The sequence below is a fragment of the Asticcacaulis sp. genome, from assembly GCF_035497195.1.
Classification (GTDB): Bacteria; Pseudomonadota; Alphaproteobacteria; order Caulobacterales; family Caulobacteraceae; genus Asticcacaulis.
In genome coordinates this window covers 688668-709654 of sequence record NZ_DATJDZ010000014.1, presented here as the reverse complement: position 1 = coordinate 709654, position 20987 = coordinate 688668, and the positions used below count along the sequence as shown (strand labels likewise).

The window sequence follows — 20987 nt, the reverse complement described above, 5'->3', positions numbered from 1 at the left end:
GGCTTCCGAACGTGTCGGCCACCACACCGATTCCCACAGGGCATTGATCCCATAAAAAGACAACCTGCCCGCCCGAAGCTGAAAAATCTCCCCCTCTTGGAGGGGGAGCTTGGAAATGCCGTCAGGCTATTTTCAAGAGGGGGTAAAGGTTACACGCGCCGAATTTAAACCATCGCACCGTTTTCGATCTTGCGGCGCAGTTCCTCCGGCCGGAAGGGCTTGGGGATATAGTCATCCATGCCGACCGCCAGACAGCGTTCACGATCACCGGCCAGAGCGTGAGCCGTCATGCCGATGATGCGCATACGTGGCCGCCCCTCGCTTTCCTCCCACTCACGGATGCGGCGGGTGGCGTCCAGACCGTTCATGCCGTGCATCTGCACATCCATCAACACAGCGACGTAAGCGCGCGTCTGCACCGCCTCAAAGGCTTCCAGGCCATTATTGGCGACGTCGACGTAATACCCGAAACCTTCCAGAAACGTGGTGGCGACGAGGATATTCGGTTCATAATCCTCGACCAGCAGGACATGCGGACGAACCTGCGCCTCGACCATGCTGTCAGCCGTGGCGCTAAGTGAATATTCCGTGCGCGCCACCTGATCACTTGTGGCCACCTTTAAGGGGATACTGACTTCGAAGACCGAGCCTTTGCCGACTTCGCTTGTCACCGAAATGCCGCCGCCCATGATTTCGGTCAGGGTCTTGGTGATGGCGAGGCCCAGGCCGGTGCCGCCGTATTTGCGGTTGATGCTGGTGTCGGCCTGGACGAATTTCTGGAAGATCGTTTCCATCTTTCCCGGCGCGATGCCGATACCACTGTCAGTCACCGCGATACAGATCATCTCGCTCTCCGGCACATCCGACGGATGGCAGGTAATCCCGACATGGACGCTGCCCTGATCGGTGAACTTGATGGCGTTGCTGCACAGGTTGACGATGATCTGGCGCAGGCGCGTCGGGTCGCCGATGAACATGCGCTCATCGACACCTTCGGCATTGCCTGTAAAGGTCAGGCCCTTGTCGCGCACCGATACCGCCATCATGCTGGCGACCTCCTGCATCAGGCGGGTCAGGCTGAAGGGGATGTGCTCCAGTTCGACCGTGCGGGCCTCGATCTTGGCGATATCGAGCAGGTCGTTGATCAGGGCCAGCAGGCTGTCGGCGCTCATCGACAGGGTGCGGATATAATCGCTCTGCCGCGGGGTGAGCGGCTGGCTTTTCGACAAAATGGTGCTGAGGCCGATGATGGCGTTCATCGGCGTACGGATTTCGTGGCTCATATTGGCGAGGAATTCCGTCTTGGCGATATTGGCGGCTTCGGCGGCGTTGCGTGCTTCAAGCAAGGCCTCCTGCGCCTGCTGCTGAGCCGTCATGTCACGGCAAATCTTGATGAAGCCCTTGACGCGGCCCTCGTCGTCATACATCGCCGCCATTGTGCCGGAGGCGTAGAAACGCTCACCGCTCTGGCGCAGGTGCCAGCGCTCGTCGGAGGCGCGGGTATTGGTCGCCGCCAGGGCCAGTTCGGTGCGCGGCGCCCCGTGGGCGCGATCTTCCGGTGTGAAGATGACCTCGATATGATTGCCGAGCACGTCCTGCGGCTTGTAGCCGAAAATCTTCTGGGCGCCGGAATTCCACAACATGATCCGCCCGGCCTCATCGAGCGAAATGATGGCGTAGTCCTGCACGCTTTCGACCATCAGGCTGAAATAGTCCTGGCTCTCCTTCAGTTTCAGCGCCGCCACCTTGGCCTCGGTGACATCCTGCACCATGCCGACCATGTGCAGCGGGCGGTCGTCCTCACCGCGGATGAATTCGGCGCGGCGGTATATCCAGCGGATGTCGCCGGTATCGGGCCGGCGGATGCGATACTCGGTTTCCGACGGCGTGGTGCCGGCCGACCGGTCATCAGCCGTGGACAGGGCTTCGCGGTCTTCGGGCAGGATCAGGCCGGATACGTCCGCCAGCGACAGATGCAGCGCCGGCGGGAGACCGAAAATCGTGCAAAATTCCTCGGAGACCGTCATCTGGTCGCATCCGGCCGCCACGGCGAAGACGCCGATACCGCCGACCCGCTGCGCCATCTTGAGCTGATAATGGCTCTCGTCGAGCGCCTGTTCGGTGCGTTTGCGGGCGTCGATATCGATCAGGATACCCGACTGGTTGACCGCCCGCCCGTTTGCGTCCAGTTCCGCCTTGCCTGTGCCGTTGACCCACCGCCAGGGCGCGCCATCACCGGCGCTTTCCGGTGACCGCACGCGATAATCGATGATGCAGGTCTCTCCGCTGATCATCGTCTTTTCGATGGCCTCGGTCAGCAATGGCAGATCATCGGGGTGAATGGCCGGCGTCAGGGCGGAAAACGGCACCCCCGCGTTCAGGGCCTCCGGCGTCAGCCCAAAAGTACGGGCGAAGCCTTCATCGCCCGTCACCGTGCCATTTGGCAGGTCCCAGAACCAGGCGCCGATAATGCCGCCGGCGCTTTGGGCCAGGCGCAGCTTTTGGCTGGATTCCTTCAGCGCCTGCTCCGCCAGGGTGCGGTCCGTCATATCGACGCCTTCGACAAAGATGCCGCTGATCGTCCCGTCCGGCTCCATCAAGGGCTGGTAGACGAAGTCGAGATGGCGGATGTCTTCCGGTCCATTGGCCCTGGTCTTCCGGACATACCGAACGCCTTTGGCGACAAAAGCCTCGCCGCTGGCAAAAACCGAATCCAGCAGGGCGGTGAAGCCCTGCTCGACGGTTTCTGGCATGGCCTCGACAACGGTCAGGCCGATCAACTGGCGATCGCCTGCCAGCGTCTGGTAGGCCGGATTGATCATGGCGAACCTGTGTTCCGGCCCGGTAAGCAGCGCCATGAAGCCCGGCGCCTGCTCGAACAGCGCCTTGAACCGCTCGGTTTCCTCGGCCTGCCGCCGCGCCGCCATGACGCTTTCGGTGGTTTCCGTACACAGGACAAGCACCCCGCCAATACCGTTTTCCGCCGCCTCGTCATCAATGGGGCTGTAGCTGTAGGTCCAGTAAACCTCTTCCCGCCGGCCATTGCGCGTTATCGGCACCAGGGCGTTCTTGTGCCAGGTCGCACCGCGGCCGGACATGACCTGCGCGATCTGCGGCCCGATGATATCCCATATCTCGTCCCACACCTCGCGCGCCGGCCGGCCAAGCGAAGACGGATGGCGCTCCGAACCGATGGACTGGCGATACGCGTCATTGTACAGGCAGGCGCTCTCCCTGCCCCACCAGACATACATCGGGTGCCCGGTATTCAGCATCAGCCGCACGACCGTGCGCAGGGCTTGCGGCCAGTTTTCCGGCGGGCCAAGCGACGTTTTCGACCAGTCGTGGGTTCGCATCAGTCCGGCCATCTCGCCGGGGCCATCGAGAAAATGCAGATTCGGAACGGCGGAATTCACTCTGGCCACGCTCCGGCAAGCCATCCGGCTTCTTGCTGTCGATACGGATAAGGCGGCATTGGCCTGTCCCCCAAATACTTAACGCCGCCCGCAGGCGTCGGGCTAATGCGCAAAGAAGAGAGTTTTTGTTGTAAAAGGTCAATTAGGAAATTACGCTCCAGGGGGTATCCTTAAGGCGTGAAACCGCTGACCACCCGATCATCTGAAAATCGCCTCAACCGAATGGATCTAAACATGCTCGGCATCAGCAGCTATACACAGGCCTATATCGGCGAGTGCCGCGCCCGGATCGACGTGCAATTGTCCGCCTATCATGATTTCCTGCTCGCGGCGGAAACGGGAGAGGACAAGGCTGCGCTCGGCGCCGCAAAGGATGCGTTCGAAGCGCCGTTCTTCCGTCATCTCATCCTGGCTATGGACCATTATTTCGATAATCGCCTGCGCACACTGGAACTGAAAGACGGCAATCCGGTCAATGAGGTACGGGTATTGTGCAATTCGATCATGCACAATTCTCACAAGCTGCTGAAGGACTCGCAGATCAGGCTCGATCCCGCAAAGTCGGTGCTGGGCTTGAAGGCCGGTGACGACATCCGCCTGACGGCCCACGATTTCAAACGGCTGGCCGACGCGTTTTTCAACGAGATCAGCGCGAAATACGGCGCTGCCTGAAACGAATGGGGTTTGGGGCCTGTGGCCCCAGGTCCTGCCCTTTCAAGAAAAAGCCCGGTTCTAAAAGACCGGGCTTTCTTGGAATAAAAAAGATATGGGGTCGCGGACCCCAAACCCCATTCGTTACGAGTCGAGGAACGAGCGCAATTTCCGCGACCGTGACGGGTGCTTGAGCTTGCGCAGCGCCTTGGCTTCGATCTGGCGAATACGTTCGCGCGTCACCGAGAACTGCTGGCCGACTTCTTCCAGCGTGTGGTCGGTGTTCATGCCGATGCCGAAGCGCATCCGCAACACACGTTCTTCACGCGGGGTCAGCGAGGCCAGAACCCGCGTCGTGGTTTCGCGCAGGTTGGACTGGATGGCCGCATCAATCGGCAGGACGGCGTTCTTGTCCTCGATGAAGTCGCCGAGGTGCGAATCCTCTTCGTCACCGATCGGCGTTTCCAGCGAGATCGGTTCCTTGGCGATTTTCAGCACCTTGCGGACCTTTTCCAGCGGCATGGCCAGCTTTTCAGCCAGTTCTTCCGGAGTGGGCTCGCGGCCGATTTCATGCAGCATCTGGCGCGATGTCCGGACGATCTTGTTGATCGTCTCGATCATATGGACCGGAATACGGATGGTGCGGGCCTGGTCGGCGATCGAACGGGTGATCGCCTGCCTGATCCACCAGGTGGCGTAGGTCGAGAACTTGTAGCCGCGGCGGTATTCGAACTTGTCGACCGCCTTCATCAGGCCGATATTGCCTTCCTGGATCAGATCGAGGAATTGCAGGCCGCGATTGGTGTACTTCTTGGCAATCGAGATAACCAGTCGCAGATTGGCCTCGACCATTTCGGTCTTGGCCTGACGGGCTTCGCGCTCGCCCTTCTGCACGGTCTGGACGATACGGCGGAAGTCATCGACCGCCACGCCCATGTCGGTGGCCAGGGTCGTCACTTCGCTGCGGATACGGTTGATCGCCGCGCCGTCGTTATCGATGAACTTCTGCCAGCGGATACCCATGTCGCGCACCTTGTCACCCCAGGCGGGATCGAGTTCGCGGGTATAATAGGCGGTCAGGAATTCGGCGCGCGAAATGCCGTAGGAATCGGCGAGACGCAGCAGACGGCCTTCCAACCCCATCAGCTTCTTGTTGATACCGTAAAGCTGCTCGACCAGGGCTTCGATGCGCTGATTATTGAGCTTGAGGGTCTTGAGGTGACGGGTGATCGTCGCCGTCACTTCGTCATAAGCCGCCTTGTCCGCCGGATCGGAAGGCAGGCCCTCCAGCTTGGCGGTCAGCATCTTTTCCTGCGTCTGGCGATAGACTTCAAACTCGCCGGCGATGGCGTCGAGCGTCGCCATTACGCCTTCGCGCAGTTCCGATTCCATGGCCGAAACCGAAGGACCGGCGCCATCGTCGAAATCGTCCTCGTCTTCTTCTTCGACGACCTCAGGCTTCTTTTCTTCCTCGTCCATCGGGACGTAATCATCGTCATCGTCGTCGTCATCGCCCTTGGGCTTTTTCGGCTCGACAGGCTTGGCCTCGACAACAGCCGTGACTTCCGGCTTCGGCGGCACCGGATCGGGAATCTTGATGACCGGCGGCACGAAGCGCTGCGGGCGCGGCCCCGGCTGGATCACTTCCTCGATTTCCTCGCCATCTTCGCCGAGCGCGCCCGGCGGCGGCCCGTCCTGCTGGCCGTAGGTGCCTTCCAGGTCGATGATTTCACGCAGCAGGATACGGCCGGAACCGAGTTCCTCGCGCCAGATCATGATGGCTTCAAAGGTCAGGGCGGATTCGCACAGGCCCCGGATCATGGTGTCGCGGCCAGCCTCGATGCGCTTGGCGATGGCGATTTCGCCCTCGCGGCTCAGCAGTTCGACCGACCCCATTTCGCGCAGATACATGCGCACGGGATCATCGGTGCGGTCGTAATTGGAGGTCTTGGTGGTTTCCACCACCGCGCCGGCTTCCTCGCGGACGACGACTTCGCCGCCTTCCGCCGCCTCTTCCTCGGACTCGATGACGTTCACGCCCATCTCGGTGAGCATGGCCAGGGTGTCTTCGATCTGCTCGGAGGTGAATTCTTCCGACGGCAACACCTTGTTCAGCTCGTCCATGGTGACGTAGCCGCGCATCTTGGCCGCCTTGATGAACTTCTTGACCGCGGAATCGGTCAGATCGAGCAAGGGACCGTCAGACGCCGATTCATTCTCTGGTTTTTCTGTCGCCGTGCTCATTTTGTCACACTCATATGGGTCTCCGCAACGAGCCTGAAATTTCAGGAGCCGCTCATGTGTCTTATTAAGAATAGTCTAAACGAAAGCTTAACCACATGACTCTGCATGTTTTTTAGGTCGCACTCTCGTCGCCATCCTGCCAGATTTGTCCGCTTCTCAAGGACTTTCGCAGGGCATCGCGTTCCAGCTTCAGACGTGAAAAAAATTCTGTGCCCACCTGTTCGCGGGCCGAATTCAAAGCACGATCCAAGGCCGTCAAACGCGAAACCGCGTTGAACGCCTGTAACCAGCGGGTATGGGCATCAGCTAAAGATATGTCCGGTAAGAGGAATGGCGCGCCACTTTTTAGGGCCGCCTTCTGTATCTCGCTTAACAATGCACCAAGTCCTTGTTTGTGCAGATGGCGACTCAAGGCCACCCTGTCAAGCCCTTCGTGCTGAAAACTGAGCGTAATGAGGGCATTTGCCAGCGGACTGAGCGCCTCATCGCCGAATCCGTAGGCCTCCAGACCTTCAACCTGATCCAGCAGCCAGTCCGGATTATCGACCAGACCCTGCGCCAGACCGGCGCTTGTCGGATCGAGCGCGGCGGCCAGCGTGACGGCGGCGCGGCGGGTTTCTTCCATGGCCGGCGGAATGAAGACTTCGCGTTTCTGGCCGGGCTTCCACGGCTCACGCGGCACATACGGCCCGCGCGCCTGAAAATTATTCCCCGTGTTACGCTGCGGCGTTACCAGCCCGTCAAAGCGCTCCAGCAGGTCATGGCGATAGGCTTCGGCGAGATCCTTGTCCTCGATCTGCGCCGCCAGGGCGCGCAGACGCTTCTTGAAGCCGGCCTTGCGTTCGGGTGTATCGAGCGGCTCCAGCTCGGCCTCGCGGGTGAACAACACCTCAACGAACGGCTTGGTTTCCTTCAAGGCCTCGCGCAGGGCCAGCGCGCCTTTTTCGCGCAGCATGTCATCGGGGTCCTGACCGCCGGGCAGCAGGCAGACCTTGAACGAGCGGCCTGGCTTGAGCTTCGGCAGGGCGCGATCGAGCGCGCGGAAGGCGGCGCGCTGCCCGGCCTTGTCGCCATCGAAACACAGGGTCGGTTCCGGGTGACGCCGCCACAAAATTTCGATCTGCTCCTCGGTCAGGGCCGTGCCCATCGGCGCGACCGCCGCCACATGGGCGCGCTGACAGGCCAGCACATCCATATACCCTTCAACCACGACCAGTTCGGCCTTGGTTTCCTCGGCGCCCAGCAGTTTCAGCGCCTTGGGCAGGCCGAACAGCATATTGCCCTTGTGGAACAACGTCGTTTCCGGGCCGTTGAGATATTTCGCCTTGTCGTCAGGGTTAAGCGCCCGCCCGCCGAATGACACGACAATGCCGCGCTGGTCCTCGATCGGGAATATCAGCCGGTCGCGGAAACGGTCATAGGGAGCCGAACCACCTTCGACCTCGATCAGCAGACCGCATTCGACCAGTTCCGACACCTTGGCGCCGCGCTGAACCAGTGCGTCCTTGAGTGCCGTGCGGTCACGCGGGGCATAGCCCAGGCCGAAATTGACGATATCTTCCTTCGACAGGCCGCGCCGTTCGAGATAGTCGCGGGCGTTCTGCGCCGCCGGCGTCTTGTCCTGCAAGCGGCTGACGAACCATTTCTGCGCCAGGTCCATCCAGTCGGTCAGGCCCCGGCGCTTCATTTCGGCGGCCTTGGCCTGCGGCGTATCGACCGGCAGGGACATGCCGGCTTCGGAGGCCAGCTTCTCCACCGCCTCGTTGAAGCTCAGGCGTTCGGTCTCCTGCAAAAACGAGATGATGTCGCCATGCTTGCCGGAGGAAAAGTCATGATAGAAGCGCTTCTCGTCATTGACATAGAAGGAGGGTGTCTTTTCCTTGCTGAAAGGCGACAGGCCGACCCACTCGCGGCCATTCTTGCGCAGCTTGACGCTCTTGCCTATGACCTCCGAGGGCCGCAGACGCGTTTTCAGTTCTTCAAGGAAATGGTCGTCAAAGCGCACGGCCCACTATAGGCGGAGTGCCGTTTTCCGGTAAAGGTTTTTAAAGCCCGATTAACAGCTTCGTCAGGCTTTTCGCGTTAACTGACGCCATGACGCGGGAAAAGCCCCATATTTATCGCTGGCTCGCCATCGCCCTGACCGTGGTTCTGGCGAGCTGCGCCCCCTTGCAGTCGGCCTATGACGTCATTCGCCAGAAACCGGCGCTGGTTTTCCAGACGCGCGGCAGCGATATCCTGACGCCCGACGGCGCGCCCTTCATCGCCCGCGGCATCAATCTGCAATATGGCGATAACCCCAAGGCCGCCCTGCCGGCCATCAAGGCCATTTCATCGACCGGCGCCAATATCATCCGGCTGCAATTGCGCCGCGACACCTCGGCGAAAGACCTGAAAAAGGCGCTCGACAAGGCCGTCGCGCTGAAGCTGCCGGTCATGGTCTTCTACTGGGAAAGCGACATCACCTGCGCCACCGACAGCGCCCGCCTGCGCCGGGACACCCGAGACCTGTGGCTGACGCGCTGGGCCGATGTGCTCAATGCGCGCAAGTACCAGCCGTACCTGATGCTCAATATCGCCAACGAATGGGGCACATCGAAGGACAATTACGCCGGCTATATGGCCACCTATAAAGACCTGATCCGGGCAATGCGCGCGCGCGGCTTTCGTGCCCCGATCGTCATCGACGCCGCCGATTGCGGCCAGGCGACCGGCAGCTTCCTCGAAGGCCGCGGCAAGGCCCTGCAAACCGCCGACCCGCTGCATAACCTGATCGTCAGCGTCCACGCCTATAACCTGCCGTGGAATTCACCGGAAAAGATCGACGGGAACATCGCCGCCCTGCGCGCCGAGGGCGTGCCGTTCCTGCTGGGCGAATTCGGCGACCGCGAACTGGTCGAGGACGGTAACGCCGTCGATCATCTGCACCTGATGGAAAGCGCCGAAAAAACCGGCACCGGCTGGATCACCTGGAGCTGGAAGGGTAATGGCGGCGTCACCCGTGTGCTCGACATGTCCGAAAGCTACGGCAAGGTGCGCCTGACCCGTCGCGGCCATGATATCGTCGATGGCCCCTACGGTCTGCGCGCCACGGCGAGATAACGGCGTTTTTACGCTCTATTTACTTTAACCGCCCGATAAAGAACGCACGTCCTTACAAGGGGAGGCATAGGCTGCCGCTCTCCACCCTTACAAGGACATTCCTCATGAAAAGCTTTCTGCCCCTGGCGGCTATGGCTGCCTTTCTCACCGGCATGGCGGCGCTGCCCGCTATCACCCAGGCGCAATCAACGCCTCCCGCGGATATGCAGGGCGCGGGCGCTTCCAGTTCCAGCGGCTCCATGATGGCCTGTGACAGCATGTCCATGAGCCATATGAGCAGCATGAGTCATATGAGCGGGATGAGCGACAAGAGCGACATGCCCGCTCACGGTTCCATGGACCAATGCCCCGCCAGCGGCATGGGCGGCATGACTATGATGAGCGCCTCCTCCTCTTCAAGCGCATCATCCTCAGATGCCTCCTCTGGCAGTTCATCCTCGCAATAACCGCGCCTACCCCGCCTCCGCCAGTTCGGCGATCGGCGTTTTCAGCATCTCGACGAAACTGTCGCGCCAGCGCGACACATCATTCGTCTCGACGTTTTCCATCAGGGCTTCCCAGCGCGCCTTGCGCTGCTTAAGCGGCATGTTCAGCCCCTGGCGGATAGCCTCGGCGACATCCTCGCGGCTGAGCGGGTTGACGATCAGCGCCTCCTTCATCGTTTCGGCGGCGCCGGCGAATTCCGACAGGATCAGCACCCCCGGATTGGCGGCGTCCTGCGCGGCGACGAACTCCTTGGCGACCAGGTTCATGCCGTCACGCAAAGGCGTCACCAGCCCGATATGGGCGGCACGGTAGATGCCCGCCAGTTCGTCGCGCCGGTAGGGTCGGTTGACATAGCGCAGCGGCACCCAGTCGACCGTGGCGTAGGCGCCGTTGATCTGACCGGAAATGGTGTCGAGCCGGGCGCGCAGGTCCTGATAGGCATCGACCGAATCGCGCGACCGCGTGGCGATTTGCAGCAAAAACAATTCGCCGTGCAGGTCGGGATATTTGTCCAGCAAGGTCTCGTAGGCCGAAAAGCGCTCCTCCAGCCCCTTGGAATAGTCGAGCCGGTCAACGCCCAGGATCATCTTGCGGCCGTCCTGGCTCTTGACCATCAGCTTGCGGTAGTCCTCCGCCTTGTCGCTTTTCAGGGTGGTGGCGAAATCGGCGGCGTCGATGCCGATGGGGAAGGCCTTGACCCGCGACCGGTTGCCGAAGGCCTTGACCACACCGTCTTCGCAGACCTCGGCATTGGCGTCGTGCTGGGCGTAATCGAGGAAGGCTTCGGTATCCTCTCCGGTCTGGAAGCCGATCAGATCGTAGCTGAACAGCGATTCCACCAGTTCGTTATGGCGCGGCAGGGTGGACAGCACGCGGCGCGCCGGCCACGGGATATGCAGGAAGAAGCCGATGCGGTTCTTCACCCCGCGCCGGCGCAGTTCGCGGCCGAGCGGGATCAGGTGATAATCCTGCACCCAGATGATATCGTCCGGCCCGATCAGCGGCAGCAAGGTTTCGGCGAAGCGGATATTGACCCGCTCATAGCCCTCATCGAAGCTGCGCTCGTAATTGACCAGATCGGTGCGGTAGTGAAACAGCGGCCACAGGGTCCGGTTGGCGTAGCCGTTGTAATATTCGTTTTCGTCCTGCGCTTCGAGATCGAGCAGGGCCACCGTGACGCCGCCGACCACCTGCATCGAGATATGGCCGGTATATTCCTCGACGGTGTTGCCGCTCCAGCCGAACCATAACCCCTTGTCCTCACGCAGGGCGGCGGACAGCGCCATAGCCAGGCCGCCGGTAGTGCCCACCCCGGTATCGGCGGGCGGATTGACACGATTAGATACGACGATAAGACGGCTCAACAGCGGCCTCCAGTTCAATATATTGATTCTGCAAGCCGTTTTCCAGCCAGGCGTGGACGGCTTCGACGCTTTCCAGGCGATAGCCGGCCCAGGTTTCGCGCAAGCTCCCGACCAGTATGCCGATGCCGCCAAGGGCGCTGACGACGCGAAAGCCGTCCTCGTCGGTCAGGTCGTCACCGACAAAGACCGGAACGGACCCGGCGAATGGCGGCTCGACCATAAAGGCGCGCACCGCCCGGCCCTTGTCCATGCCGGGCGTCAGGAATTCAGCGACAAAAGCGCCCCATTGCAGTTTCAGACCGGTGCGGCGGGCAAGGTCTTCGGCGAACACCTGCACCACCGGTTCCAGGGCGGGATCGAGCCGATAATGCAGGGCCACGCTAAGCGGCTTTTCCTCGACGCGGATATCGGGAAATCTCCGCGCCAGGGCCAGAGCTTCCTGACGCGCCGGCTCGACGCCGGCATGAAGCGACGCGGTGATCATATCCAGCCGGGCGTCGCGCCGTTGCAGGCCGTGACTGCCCGCCACCGCCGGGATGACGCCTTCGACAATGCGATCGATTTCGGCGATCGACCGGCCGCTGATGATCGCCATGCGGCCAGCCAGCCGCACCGCCATCCGCTTCAACAGGGCATTGCGCGTGATATCCGGCCCCACATCTTCCGGCTGAGACGTGAAAGACGCCAGCGTGCCGTCGAGGTCCATGAACAGGGCCACATCGTCCAGGCGCAGGCGACCCATAGCTGTGCTCACGGCCGCATCCCTGCGCTGCAACGCAATACCTGTCATTAAAAAAACTCCACTTCGAAATTCAAACACAGCAAGAGAGACGGCTTGATAGCCGACAACATTGCTGAATTAAGTATTGATTTGCCCCAATTATGACAAATTATGAATACTTACTGAGATAACAGATAATATTCATGAAAATAAAATTCCGATAAAAACGAAACTTTAAACTTGAGGTCAATGCCACGCACAATTATTAACCTAGCATTTGCAACAATATAGTTTCAACCCACCTCTCGTTTCTGTGATCAATTGTGACTATTTCCGTGAACGGAACCTCTGACCGCAAAAGCGTAACATCGTTATTATCGGAAAACCCACCCATGGCCCCGAAAGCCACGCTCGACCTCGCCCCTATCGGCAATTGCGCCGCCACCGCCCTGATCGACCGCCGGGGCCGGTTCGTCTGGGCCTGCTATCCGCGCATCGATGGCGAACCGGTCTTTTCCGCCCTGCTCGAACCGTCATGCGGCGGACCTGAAGAAGCCGGCTTCTGGTCGGTCGAAATGGCCGATGTCAGCGAGATCACGCAGGACTACATTCGCAATACCGCCATCCTGCGCACCGAAATGCGCGACACCCACGGTGCCGTGGTCGAGATCATCGATTTCGCCCCGCGCCTGCATCACCTCAACCGCACCTACAAGCCCTGGGCCTTTTACCGGCTGGTGCGGCCGGTTTCCGGCACGCCGCGCATCCGCATCCGCATGACGCCGACCGGCAACTGGGGCCGTGACCTGGGCGAGGCCACCTACGGCTCCAGCCATATCCGTTATAAATGCGGCCCGGCCGTGATGCGTCTGACCACCAATGCCCCCCTCACCTATCTGCGCGAAGACCAGACCTTTCGGCTGGAGGGACCGCTTGGTTTCCACTTGGGCCCCGACGAGCCTTACCCCAACGATGTGCTGACCGATGCCGAGCATATGCTGCGCGCCACTGTCGCCTACTGGCAGGCGTGGGTGCGCACCCTGACCATTCCGCTGGAATGGCAGGAAGCGGTGATCCGCGCCGCCATCACGCTCAAGCTCTGCTCGTATGATGATACCGGCGCCATCGTGGCGGCCATGACCACCTCCCTCCCCGAAGCCGCCAATACCGGCCGCAACTGGGATTACCGCTACTGCTGGATACGCGACGCCTATTATGTCGTGCGGGCGCTGAACCGGCTGGGCGCCGCCGACATGCTGGAAAGCTATCTCGTTTACCTGCGCAACCTGACGGACCAATCGGCCGGCGGCCATGTCCAGCCACTTTATAGTGTGTCCTTGCAAGGCGATCTGACCGAGCGTATCGCCCCCGGCATGAAGGGCTATCGTGGCATGGGGCCGGTGCGCGTCGGCAACCAGGCCTACGAGCACCACCAGAACGATGTCTATGGCCAGATGATTCTGCCGCTGACCCAATCCTTCTTTGACGCCCGTTTCCTGCGCGTCGGCACGGTGGCCGATTTCCATGCGCTGGAAAAAGTCGGTGACCGCGCCTTCGCCGTCTATGACACACCCGACGCTGGTCTGTGGGAATTCCGCACCATCGCCCGCGTACACACCTATTCAGCGCTGTTATGCTGGGCGGCCTGCGACCGGCTGGCCAATGTGGCGCTATCGCTCGGCCTCAAGGATCGCAGCGCCTTCTGGAGCCGGCGCGCCGGCATTATCCGCAAGGCGATCGAGACCAAGGCGTGGAACGAGAAACTTGGCATCTTCACCGGCTCCTTCGGCGGCGATGAGGTCGACGCCAGCTTGCTGCAACTATTCGAACTGGGCTTCCTGCCGGCCGACGATCCGCGCTGCGTCGCCACCTTCAAGGAATGCGAGCGGCAATTGCGCAAGGGCGACAACTTCTACCGCTACGTCGAGCCGGACGATTTCGGCGCCCCGGAAACCGCCTTCAACTTCTGCACCTTCTGGTACATCGAAGCCCTGCACCTGCAAGGCCGCACCGATGAGGCGCGCGACCTGTTCGAGGCCATGCTGGCGCGGCGTACCCATTCGGGTCTGCTGTCGGAGGATGTTCAGGTCGAGACCGGCGAACTGTGGGGCAATTTCCCGCAGACCTATTCGCTGGTCGGCCTGATCACCTGTGCCGACCTTCTCAGCCGGACCTGGGCGACCGTGCGATGATCATAAATTCCCTTCTCCCCGTTTGCGGGGAGAAGGTGGGCTGAATGAAATGAAGCCCGGATGAGGGGCCAGCCCAAACCACAGATAGCCCCTCACCCGGTTCGCAAGCGAACCCCCTCTCCCCGCTGGCGGGGAGAGGGGAATTTTGCGCCATGCTAAACAGCCCCCTTGTCAGATGCCTAGTGTTGGGCTATATACTGAACCAAATGGTTCAGTATATAGCCCCTCTCGACACCTCCTTCGCCGCGCTTTCGGACCCTACCCGGCGGGGCGTTCTGGAGCAGCTCGGACGTTCGGACGCCTCGATCACCGACCTGGCCGAGCGGTTCCACATGACCCTTACCGGCATGAAGAAGCACGTCAGCGTCCTTGAAGGTGCCGGCTTCGTCACCACGCAAAAGGTCGGACGCGTGCGGACCTGCCGGCTCGGCCGCCGAAAAATGGCGGAAGAGGCGGCGTGGATCGAACAGTATCAACAGCTCTGGGCCGCCCGGTTCGAGGCGCTGGATGAGATTGTCGAAGACCTGAAACAAAGGGAGATAAGCCATGAGCGAGATACAAAATAACGTCACGACGGCGGAACGGACCTCCGACCGCGAGTTCGTCATAACGCGGACCGTCAACGGCCCGGTGCATATCGTATTCAAAGCATGGAGCGATCCTGAGCTGTTCAGGCGCTGGTGGACGCCGAAGTCGTTCGGCATGACCATACTGTCCTGCGAGATGGATGTGCGGACCGGCGGCGGCTATAGTCTGGTGATCAGCCATCCCTCCATGGAACAGCCGATGGCGTTCTTCGGAAAGTACATCGAGGTGGTGCCGAACGCCCGCATTGTCTGGACAAACGAGGAAGGTGACGAAGAAGGGGCCGTCACGACCGTGACCTTCGAAGACCGCGGGGGCGAGACCCTGGTCGTCTGGCGCGACCTCTATCCTTCGAAGGCAGCGCTCGACGAGGCGATGGTGTCCGGCGCCACAAGCGGCTTTGGCGAGCAGTTCGAGCAACTGGACGCCCTTCTCGTCACCCTTGGATAGCGACGGTAAACCAAGCGCGCCTAACTCCCCGTCAAACGCGCCTCCATCAGATCAGCCTCACGCACCAGCTTCCGTGCCGTTTCGTCGGAGAGTTCGCGCGACCGGCTGAGTTCGTAAAACACCTCGCGTTCGGCGCGCAGGCCGGCCAGCCTCAGCTCCCGCTCAATCTTTTCAAGCCGGCGCAGATGCGTGGCCGCCTCGCCGTGCAGCCCCTGATTATCGATCCGACGGCGATAAAGCTCCATGATCCGCGCGCTGGCTTCGGCATAAAGCTCGGTGTCTTTCTTGCCGATCTTCATGGCGTTCTGGAGTTGCTCGATCGCCTCGATCGCCGCCTCGGCCGCCACGGCGCGCGCCGCATCCTCCTCCGCCAGAGCCTTCGGTTCGGGCGGCAGTTGCAGGCCTTTCAGCAGAAATGGCAGGCAGACACTGGCCAGAACCAGCGACACGACAATAACCGCCGCCGCCAGAAAGATGATCAGGGTGCGCGCCGGGAAGGCCGATCCATCGCCCACGACGAATGGAATGGTCAGAACCCCCGCCAGGGTGATAGCGCCACGCACCCCGGCCAGCGAGGTCGCCGCGATCAGACGCAGACTCGGCTTCTGTACCGGAAGGCCCTTGCGCGCCGCCCGGAACAGGGTGAAACGCAGCGCCACCCACACCCAGGCAAACCGCAACGTCACCAGGGCCAGGCTGATGGCTGCGACATAAACGATCAGCCACAGCGGATCGGTGTGACCCGTCAGTTGCACCACGCTCGCGGCGCGGAAAGCAATGCTCGGCAACTGCTCACCCAGAAGCACGAAGATGATGCCGTTGGCGGTGAACTGGATCATGTCCCACACGGCATTGCGGCGCACACGCGTTTCGGCCAGGGCCTGCCCGCTCTGCTCGGCATAGCTCATGGTTATGCCCCCGGCCACGGCGGCCAGGATGCCCGAACAATGGAACTCTTCGGCCAGCAGGTAGGCGCCGAACGGAATCAGCAGGCTGATCAGCACCTGCGAGCCGGCCTCCTCACCGATACGGCGGAAGATCATGCCCTTGACCCGGGTAATGACCCAGGTGACGCCCACCCCGATGGCGATGCCGCCGATCGCCATCCACAGAAAGGCGCCGAAAGCATCAACCAGCGAAAAGCTGCCGGTCACCACCGCAGCGACCGCGAAACGCATACAGACCAGACCCGACGCGTCGTTCAGCAGGGCCTCGCCTTCGAGGATGTGCATCAGGCGCTTCGGAATCGGCACCTTGGTGGCGATGGCCGATACGGCGATCGGGTCGGTCGGCGAGATGATCGCCGCCAGGGCGAACGCGGCGGCCAGCGGCATGACCGGGATCATCCAGTGGATCAGCAGGCCGATGCCAAGCACCGTAAAGACGACCAGCCCCAGCGCCAGTTGCAGGATGGTGCCCTTGTCGCGGAACAGGCCTTCCTTCGGTATTTTCCAGCCGTCGTAAAACAGCAGGGGCGGCAGGAACAGCAGGAAGAAGACGTCCGGCTTGAGATCAACCGCCGCGCCTGTCGTCAACGCGATAACGGCGCCGAGCGCGATCTGCACCAGCGGCGTCGGCACCGATACCGGCGACAACCGCGACAGCCATCCGCTCACCACTACCGCCAGCAACAGAAACAATGATATGGTGACGCTTTCCATGCGTGCGGAACTCCTGGCAAAAAGTGATATGCAATTAGAGACTGTTTTGAAAATACGTCAGGCTGAGCCGAAACGGGCTGATTTCGAGAACCGGAACGCAGCGTACTTAAGTACGTGAGCACCGGAAGCGCAGAAAGTAGCCCGTTGCAGGCCAGCATCACGCATTTGCAAACAGTCTCTTAGAACTTATTCCGGGAAGCTTGGTCAATGGCGGGATTTCACATCTGCTTACAAAAAACGCGGAATCGTGATGTGTTGACACGAATTAACACTTGATCCGGATGGCCCATGTCCGTATGTGTCCAGCCGTTTGCGCGCCGGGTGGCGAGCTGTAATTTCAAAAGGAGATGATACCCCATGACAACTGAACTTCTGGAAGGTTGTACGGGCGTATTGGTCCTTTCCGACGGCACCGTTTATCAGGGCATCGGTTGTGGCGCGGTCGGTGATGCACTGGGCGAGGTCTGCTTTAACACCGCCATGACCGGCTACCAGGAAATCCTCACCGATCCCTCCTATATGGAGCAGATCGTCGCCTTCACCTTCCCGCACATCGGCAATGTCGGCGTCAATTCGGAAGATATCGAGCAGCTCGGCAATGACCCCAAGCGCGCCGCCAGGGGCGCCATCTTCCGCGATGCCCCCACCCCGCCGGCCAACTGGCGCTCGGATATGAGCTTCAATGACTGGCTGGTGTCGCGCGGCGTTGTCGGCCTGTCCGGCATCGATACGCGCTCACTCACAAAAAAAATCCGCGAGAACGGTATGCCGCACGGCATTATCGCGCACAGCCCGACCGGTGTTTTCGACCTTGATGCCCTCAAGGCGAAAGCCCGCGAATGGGCTGGTATCGGCGGCCTTGATCTCGCGCCAGCCGCCACCTCGGCGCAGTCTTCAACCTACACCACCGACCTGTGGCAATGGCCGGAAGGCTATAAAGACGGCACCAAACACGAGTTCAAGGTCGTGGTCATCGATTACGGCGTCAAGCAGAACATCCTGCGCGCCCTGATCGATACCGGCGCCGATGTCACCATCGTGCCGGCCGAAACCTCGGCGGAGGATATCCTGGCCCGCAAGCCGGATGGCGTGCTGCTGTCGAACGGCCCCGGCGATCCGGCCGCCACGGGTGAATACGCCGTGCCGGTCATCCAGAAACTGGTCGCCTCCGGTATTCCGGTCTTTGGTATTTGTCTGGGCCACCAGATGCTGGCCTTGGCGCTCGGCGCAAAGACCATCAAGATGAGCCAGGGCCACCACGGCGCCAACCATCCGGTCAAGGACGAAACGACCGGCAAGGTCGAGATCGTGTCGATGAACCACGGCTTCGCGGTCGATCGGGAGTCGCTGCCGGCCGGCGTGGTCGAAACCCACATTTCGCTGTTCGACGGCTCCAACTGCGGCATCGCCATGACCGGCAAGCCGGTCTTCTCGGTCCAGCATCACCCCGAAGCCTCGCCCGGACCGATCGATTCGCTTTACCTGTTCGAGCGCTTCGCCCAGAACATGCGCGACGCCAAGGTTTCGGCTTAAAGGCCCACAGGCGATAGCGGTAGCGTGCGGGAAAATTAAAGAAGTTTACAGCTTCTCGGCATGGGCCTCGACCAGGCCAACGATATGCTCGATCATGTCGGCATTGCTCAGCTTGTGGTCGGGCTTGCCAGCCAGGTAGACCATCCCGGAACCCGCGCCGCCGCCGGTGAAACCGACATCGGTATAGAGCGCCTCGCCCGGACCATTGACGACGCAGCCGATGATCGACAGCGACATCGGCTTGGCGATATGGGCCAGGCGTTCTTCGAGCTTGGCCACCGTATCGATGACATTGAAGCCCTGCCGCGCGCACGACGGACAGGCGATGATATTGACGCCGCGATGGCGCAGGCCCAGTGATTTCAGCAGATCGAAGCCGACCTTGATCTCCTCGACCGGATCGGCCGCCAGCGACACCCGCAGCGTGTCGCCGATACCGGCCCACAGCAGGTTGCCCAGGCCGATGGCTGAACGGATCGTGCCCGAACGCAGCGGCCCCGCCTCGGTCACGCCGATATGCAGCGGGCAGTCGATGGCGTCGGCCAGCATGTTATAGGCGGCGACGGTCAGGAAGACGTCCGACGCCTTTACCGAAATCTTGAATTCATGGAAATCGTGGTCGCGCAGGATATTGGCGTGGAACAGCGCGCTCTCGACCATCGCTTCCGGGCATGGCTCGCCGTATTTCTCCATCAGGTCTTTTTCCAGCGAACCGGCATTGACGCCGATGCGCATCGAGCAGCCGTAATCCTTGGCGGCCTGGATGACCTCTTTCACGCGATCGGCCGAGCCAATATTGCCGGGATTGATGCGCAGGCAGGCAGCGCCGGCCTTGGCCGCCTCGATGGCGCGTTTGTAGTGGAAATGGATGTCGGCGACGATCGGCACATGGGCGTTGTCGACGATGGTCTTCAGCGCAGCGGTGGAGTCAACGTCCGGACACGACACCCGCACGATATCGGCGCCCGCTTCCTCCATCGCCGCGATCTGGCGCAGGGTCGCCTGCGGATCGGAGGTCAGGGTATTGGTCATCGACTGGACGGTGATCGGCGCATCGCCGCCAACCGCCACCTTACCGACCATGATCTTGCGGCTCGGCCGGCGCTGGATCATCCGCCAGGGGCGGACGTGCGTATGGTCGTGAGGTTGATGCGTATCCATGAGTACTCTGCGCTATGCTGAAGCATCCCCTATATCAGGATGCGCCCCCTTCGTCACAAGCCGATTTTCAAATTATATTACGGCGCGGGCGAAGATGAAGCCGCCGCTGAAGAGGCGGCGGGCCTTTGGCTCGGCAGATAGGGGATCGGCCCATTCGGCTTGTCCGCCGTCAGCGGGGCGATCTGAGCGGTCACGGCGCGGGGCGCACCGACGATCTGACCCGCCTGGGCCTGCTTTTGGTCAAGCGCCTCGGAAAGCTGCGCCGCCCGTGCGTTCAAGCGGCCGATAGGCGTCAGCGGACCTTCCAGCGCGCCGGCATATTCGCCATTATAATAGATCTCGAACGCCGAAACATCCGAGACATCGATCAGCAGGTTCTGCTGGTTGTTTTCCGGCAGGCGATAAGCTTCGCCTGCGCCAATGGAGTGCGCGAAATAGACCGTGCCGCTCACCGGATCGCGGACAACCAGATTGACCGTCTTGGTCGCCTGGATGGTCACCGAGGAATTTTCCGGCAAGGCGCCGTAAACCGCCCCGCGCGGATTGAAGGCCTTGCGCATCTGCAACACGTCGCTGACCGGTACAGGCGCGGCCGAATTGGCGTTCTTCGCCGCCTCTATCGACGCAAACCCGGCTTCCAGACCCGGCGTGGCATAGGGCACCGGCACATCCTGATCGCGCGGCGCCGGCTGCGGCTGTGACACGAAGATGGCGCCGTTCAGCATATTGGGCACGCCCCTGACCCACGACGAATTACCAAACTGCGCCTCATGGCTGCCATTGCCGAATTTCAGATTGGGCTGGCGCTGCACCACATTCCAGATGACGACCGAGGCCACAAGACAGACCGCCGCTCCGATATAGAGCCGGTAGTTGGGCTTAAGATCATCGAGCGCCGCGCCCGAAGGCGCATGAAGCTTGACCGCGGCAGGCGCGACCTCGCGCTTGTACATATCGGCCAGGGTCTCTTCGTCCAGCCCCAGCGCCTTGGCATAGGCCTTGACGTAACCGATGGCGAAGGCGCGCGGCGGCAGCACGTCATAGGCCGCCTGCTCGAAGGCTTCGAGATAGGCGCGGCGCACCCGCGTCATGCCGGACACATCGCTGAGCGAAAGCCCCTGCGCCTCACGCGTCCTTTTCAGGATTTCAGCCAGATCGAAGCGATCAGGCAGGCGGCCGTCGGTCGTGCCCTTGAAGGCCGAATTCGCCTCACCGCGATAAAGCCCCTGATAAGGCTCGTCCTCGATGATATTTGTATCGGGCGTACTCATAATTTTCCTGGGCTGGGATCGCCAGCGACCAAACCATAGGCGGTTACAATAATCAACACACACATGATCCGGAACCCGTTTCCGTGACGCAAATTTTGGTGTTTGATATCAATGTGAACTCAGTTATGAACAAGCCTTCTTTGGCTTCAT

Annotated in this window: 15 protein-coding genes; 7 read left to right on the top strand and 8 right to left on the bottom strand. The window is 61.1% G+C overall.

Going from position 1 to position 20987, the window contains the following annotated elements; genetic code table 11:
* Positions 1 to 164: 164 nt before the first annotated feature.
* Complete coding sequence (locus tag VL130_RS07445) at positions 165 to 3416, bottom strand: PAS domain S-box protein (RefSeq protein WP_325362123.1); 3252 nt, start codon at positions 3414 to 3416, stop codon at positions 165 to 167.
* A 234-nt stretch (positions 3417 to 3650) separates the two neighbouring features.
* On the opposite strand from VL130_RS07445, the gene VL130_RS07440 reads away from it, so the two are divergent.
* Positions 3651 to 4088, top strand: a complete 438-nt coding sequence (locus tag VL130_RS07440) for a hypothetical protein (protein WP_325362122.1) — start codon at positions 3651 to 3653, stop codon at positions 4086 to 4088.
* Between the two features lie 123 nt (positions 4089 to 4211).
* On the opposite strand, the gene rpoD is transcribed toward VL130_RS07440, so the two are convergent.
* Both rpoD and dnaG read right to left on the bottom strand, forming a co-directional pair.
* Positions 4212 to 6311 (bottom strand): RNA polymerase sigma factor RpoD, encoded by a 2100-nt coding sequence (gene rpoD / locus VL130_RS07435; RefSeq protein WP_325362121.1) that lies wholly within the window; start codon positions 6309 to 6311, stop codon positions 4212 to 4214.
* Positions 6312 to 6423: 112 nt separating this feature from the next.
* Positions 6424 to 8316 (bottom strand): DNA primase, encoded by a 1893-nt coding sequence (gene dnaG, locus VL130_RS07430; protein ID WP_325362120.1) that lies wholly within the window; start codon positions 8314 to 8316, stop codon positions 6424 to 6426.
* An 89-nt stretch (positions 8317 to 8405) separates the two neighbouring features.
* On the opposite strand from dnaG, the gene VL130_RS07425 reads away from it, so the two are divergent.
* Both VL130_RS07425 and VL130_RS07420 read left to right on the top strand, forming a co-directional pair.
* Positions 8406 to 9413 (top strand): cellulase family glycosylhydrolase, encoded by a 1008-nt coding sequence (locus VL130_RS07425; protein WP_325362118.1) that lies wholly within the window; start codon positions 8406 to 8408, stop codon positions 9411 to 9413.
* A gap of 104 nt (positions 9414 to 9517) precedes the next feature.
* Positions 9518 to 9859, top strand: coding sequence for a hypothetical protein (locus VL130_RS07420; RefSeq protein ID WP_325362117.1), 342 nt, complete (start codon positions 9518 to 9520; stop codon positions 9857 to 9859).
* Between the two features lie 6 nt (positions 9860 to 9865).
* Here VL130_RS07420 and VL130_RS07415 read toward each other — a convergent pair whose 3' ends face one another.
* Positions 9866 to 11263 carry an alpha,alpha-trehalose-phosphate synthase (UDP-forming) gene (locus tag VL130_RS07415; RefSeq protein WP_325362116.1) on the bottom strand — a complete coding sequence of 466 codons (1398 nt, stop codon included), beginning with the start codon at positions 11261 to 11263 and terminating at the stop codon, positions 9866 to 9868.
* Positions 11238 to 12017, bottom strand: coding sequence for a trehalose-phosphatase (gene otsB / locus VL130_RS07410; RefSeq protein ID WP_325362115.1), 780 nt, complete (start codon positions 12015 to 12017; stop codon positions 11238 to 11240). Before otsB ends, VL130_RS07415 begins: the two co-directional genes overlap by 26 nt.
* A gap of 359 nt (positions 12018 to 12376) precedes the next feature.
* On the opposite strand from otsB, the gene VL130_RS07405 reads away from it, so the two are divergent.
* The 3 genes from VL130_RS07405 to VL130_RS07395 all read left to right on the top strand — a co-directional run bounded on the left by VL130_RS07405 (position 12377) and on the right by VL130_RS07395 (position 15211).
* The gene (locus tag VL130_RS07405) at positions 12377 to 14176 is read left to right on the top strand and encodes a glycoside hydrolase family 15 protein (protein ID WP_325362114.1); all 1800 of its coding nucleotides are present in this window, start codon (positions 12377 to 12379) and stop codon (positions 14174 to 14176) included.
* A 206-nt stretch (positions 14177 to 14382) separates the two neighbouring features.
* Complete coding sequence (locus VL130_RS07400; protein ID WP_325362113.1) at positions 14383 to 14742, top strand: metalloregulator ArsR/SmtB family transcription factor; 360 nt, start codon at positions 14383 to 14385, stop codon at positions 14740 to 14742.
* The gene (locus VL130_RS07395; protein ID WP_325362111.1) at positions 14723 to 15211 is read left to right on the top strand and encodes an SRPBCC family protein; all 489 of its coding nucleotides are present in this window, start codon (positions 14723 to 14725) and stop codon (positions 15209 to 15211) included. The genes VL130_RS07400 and VL130_RS07395 overlap by 20 nt, the downstream gene beginning before the upstream one ends.
* 20 nt (positions 15212 to 15231) lie before the next feature.
* On the opposite strand, the gene VL130_RS07390 is transcribed toward VL130_RS07395, so the two are convergent.
* Positions 15232 to 16872 (bottom strand): Na+/H+ antiporter, encoded by a 1641-nt coding sequence (locus tag VL130_RS07390; protein ID WP_325362109.1) that lies wholly within the window; start codon positions 16870 to 16872, stop codon positions 15232 to 15234.
* 357 nt (positions 16873 to 17229) lie between these two features.
* Between VL130_RS07390 and carA the strand changes: the two genes are divergently transcribed.
* Entirely contained in the window at positions 17230 to 18405 is a 1176-nt protein-coding gene (carA, locus tag VL130_RS07385; RefSeq protein WP_325362108.1) for a glutamine-hydrolyzing carbamoyl-phosphate synthase small subunit, read from the top strand.
* Between the two features lie 45 nt (positions 18406 to 18450).
* On the opposite strand, the gene ispG is transcribed toward carA, so the two are convergent.
* Positions 18451 to 19566, bottom strand: coding sequence for a flavodoxin-dependent (E)-4-hydroxy-3-methylbut-2-enyl-diphosphate synthase (gene ispG / locus VL130_RS07380; protein WP_325362107.1), 1116 nt, complete (start codon positions 19564 to 19566; stop codon positions 18451 to 18453).
* Positions 19567 to 19643: 77 nt separating this feature from the next.
* A complete protein-coding gene (locus VL130_RS07375; RefSeq protein ID WP_325362105.1) occupies positions 19644 to 20837 on the bottom strand; it encodes a helix-turn-helix domain-containing protein in 1194 nt (397 codons plus the stop codon).
* Positions 20838 to 20987: the final 150 nt, after the last annotated feature.

What these genes read in the sequence shown, in the direction of transcription:
- VL130_RS07390 (WP_325362109.1), bottom strand. Translation starts at nt 16,872, where the DNA reads ATGGAAAGCGTCACCATATCATTGTTTCTGTTGCTGGCGGTAGTGGTG.
- VL130_RS07395 (WP_325362111.1), top strand. Translation starts at nt 14,723, where the DNA reads ATGAGCGAGATACAAAATAACGTCACGACGGCGGAACGGACCTCCGAC.
- VL130_RS07405 (WP_325362114.1), top strand. Translation starts at nt 12,377, where the DNA reads ATGGCCCCGAAAGCCACGCTCGACCTCGCCCCTATCGGCAATTGCGCC.
- ispG (WP_325362107.1), bottom strand. Translation starts at nt 19,566, where the DNA reads ATGGATACGCATCAACCTCACGACCATACGCACGTCCGCCCCTGGCGG.
- VL130_RS07400 (WP_325362113.1), top strand. Translation starts at nt 14,383, where the DNA reads ATGGTTCAGTATATAGCCCCTCTCGACACCTCCTTCGCCGCGCTTTCG.
- VL130_RS07375 (WP_325362105.1), bottom strand. Translation starts at nt 20,837, where the DNA reads ATGAGTACGCCCGATACAAATATCATCGAGGACGAGCCTTATCAGGGG.
- VL130_RS07425 (WP_325362118.1), top strand. Translation starts at nt 8,406, where the DNA reads ATGACGCGGGAAAAGCCCCATATTTATCGCTGGCTCGCCATCGCCCTG.
- carA (WP_325362108.1), top strand. Translation starts at nt 17,230, where the DNA reads ATGACAACTGAACTTCTGGAAGGTTGTACGGGCGTATTGGTCCTTTCC.
- VL130_RS07440 (WP_325362122.1), top strand. Translation starts at nt 3,651, where the DNA reads ATGCTCGGCATCAGCAGCTATACACAGGCCTATATCGGCGAGTGCCGC.
- rpoD (WP_325362121.1), bottom strand. Translation starts at nt 6,311, where the DNA reads ATGAGCACGGCGACAGAAAAACCAGAGAATGAATCGGCGTCTGACGGT.
- VL130_RS07420 (WP_325362117.1), top strand. Translation starts at nt 9,518, where the DNA reads ATGAAAAGCTTTCTGCCCCTGGCGGCTATGGCTGCCTTTCTCACCGGC.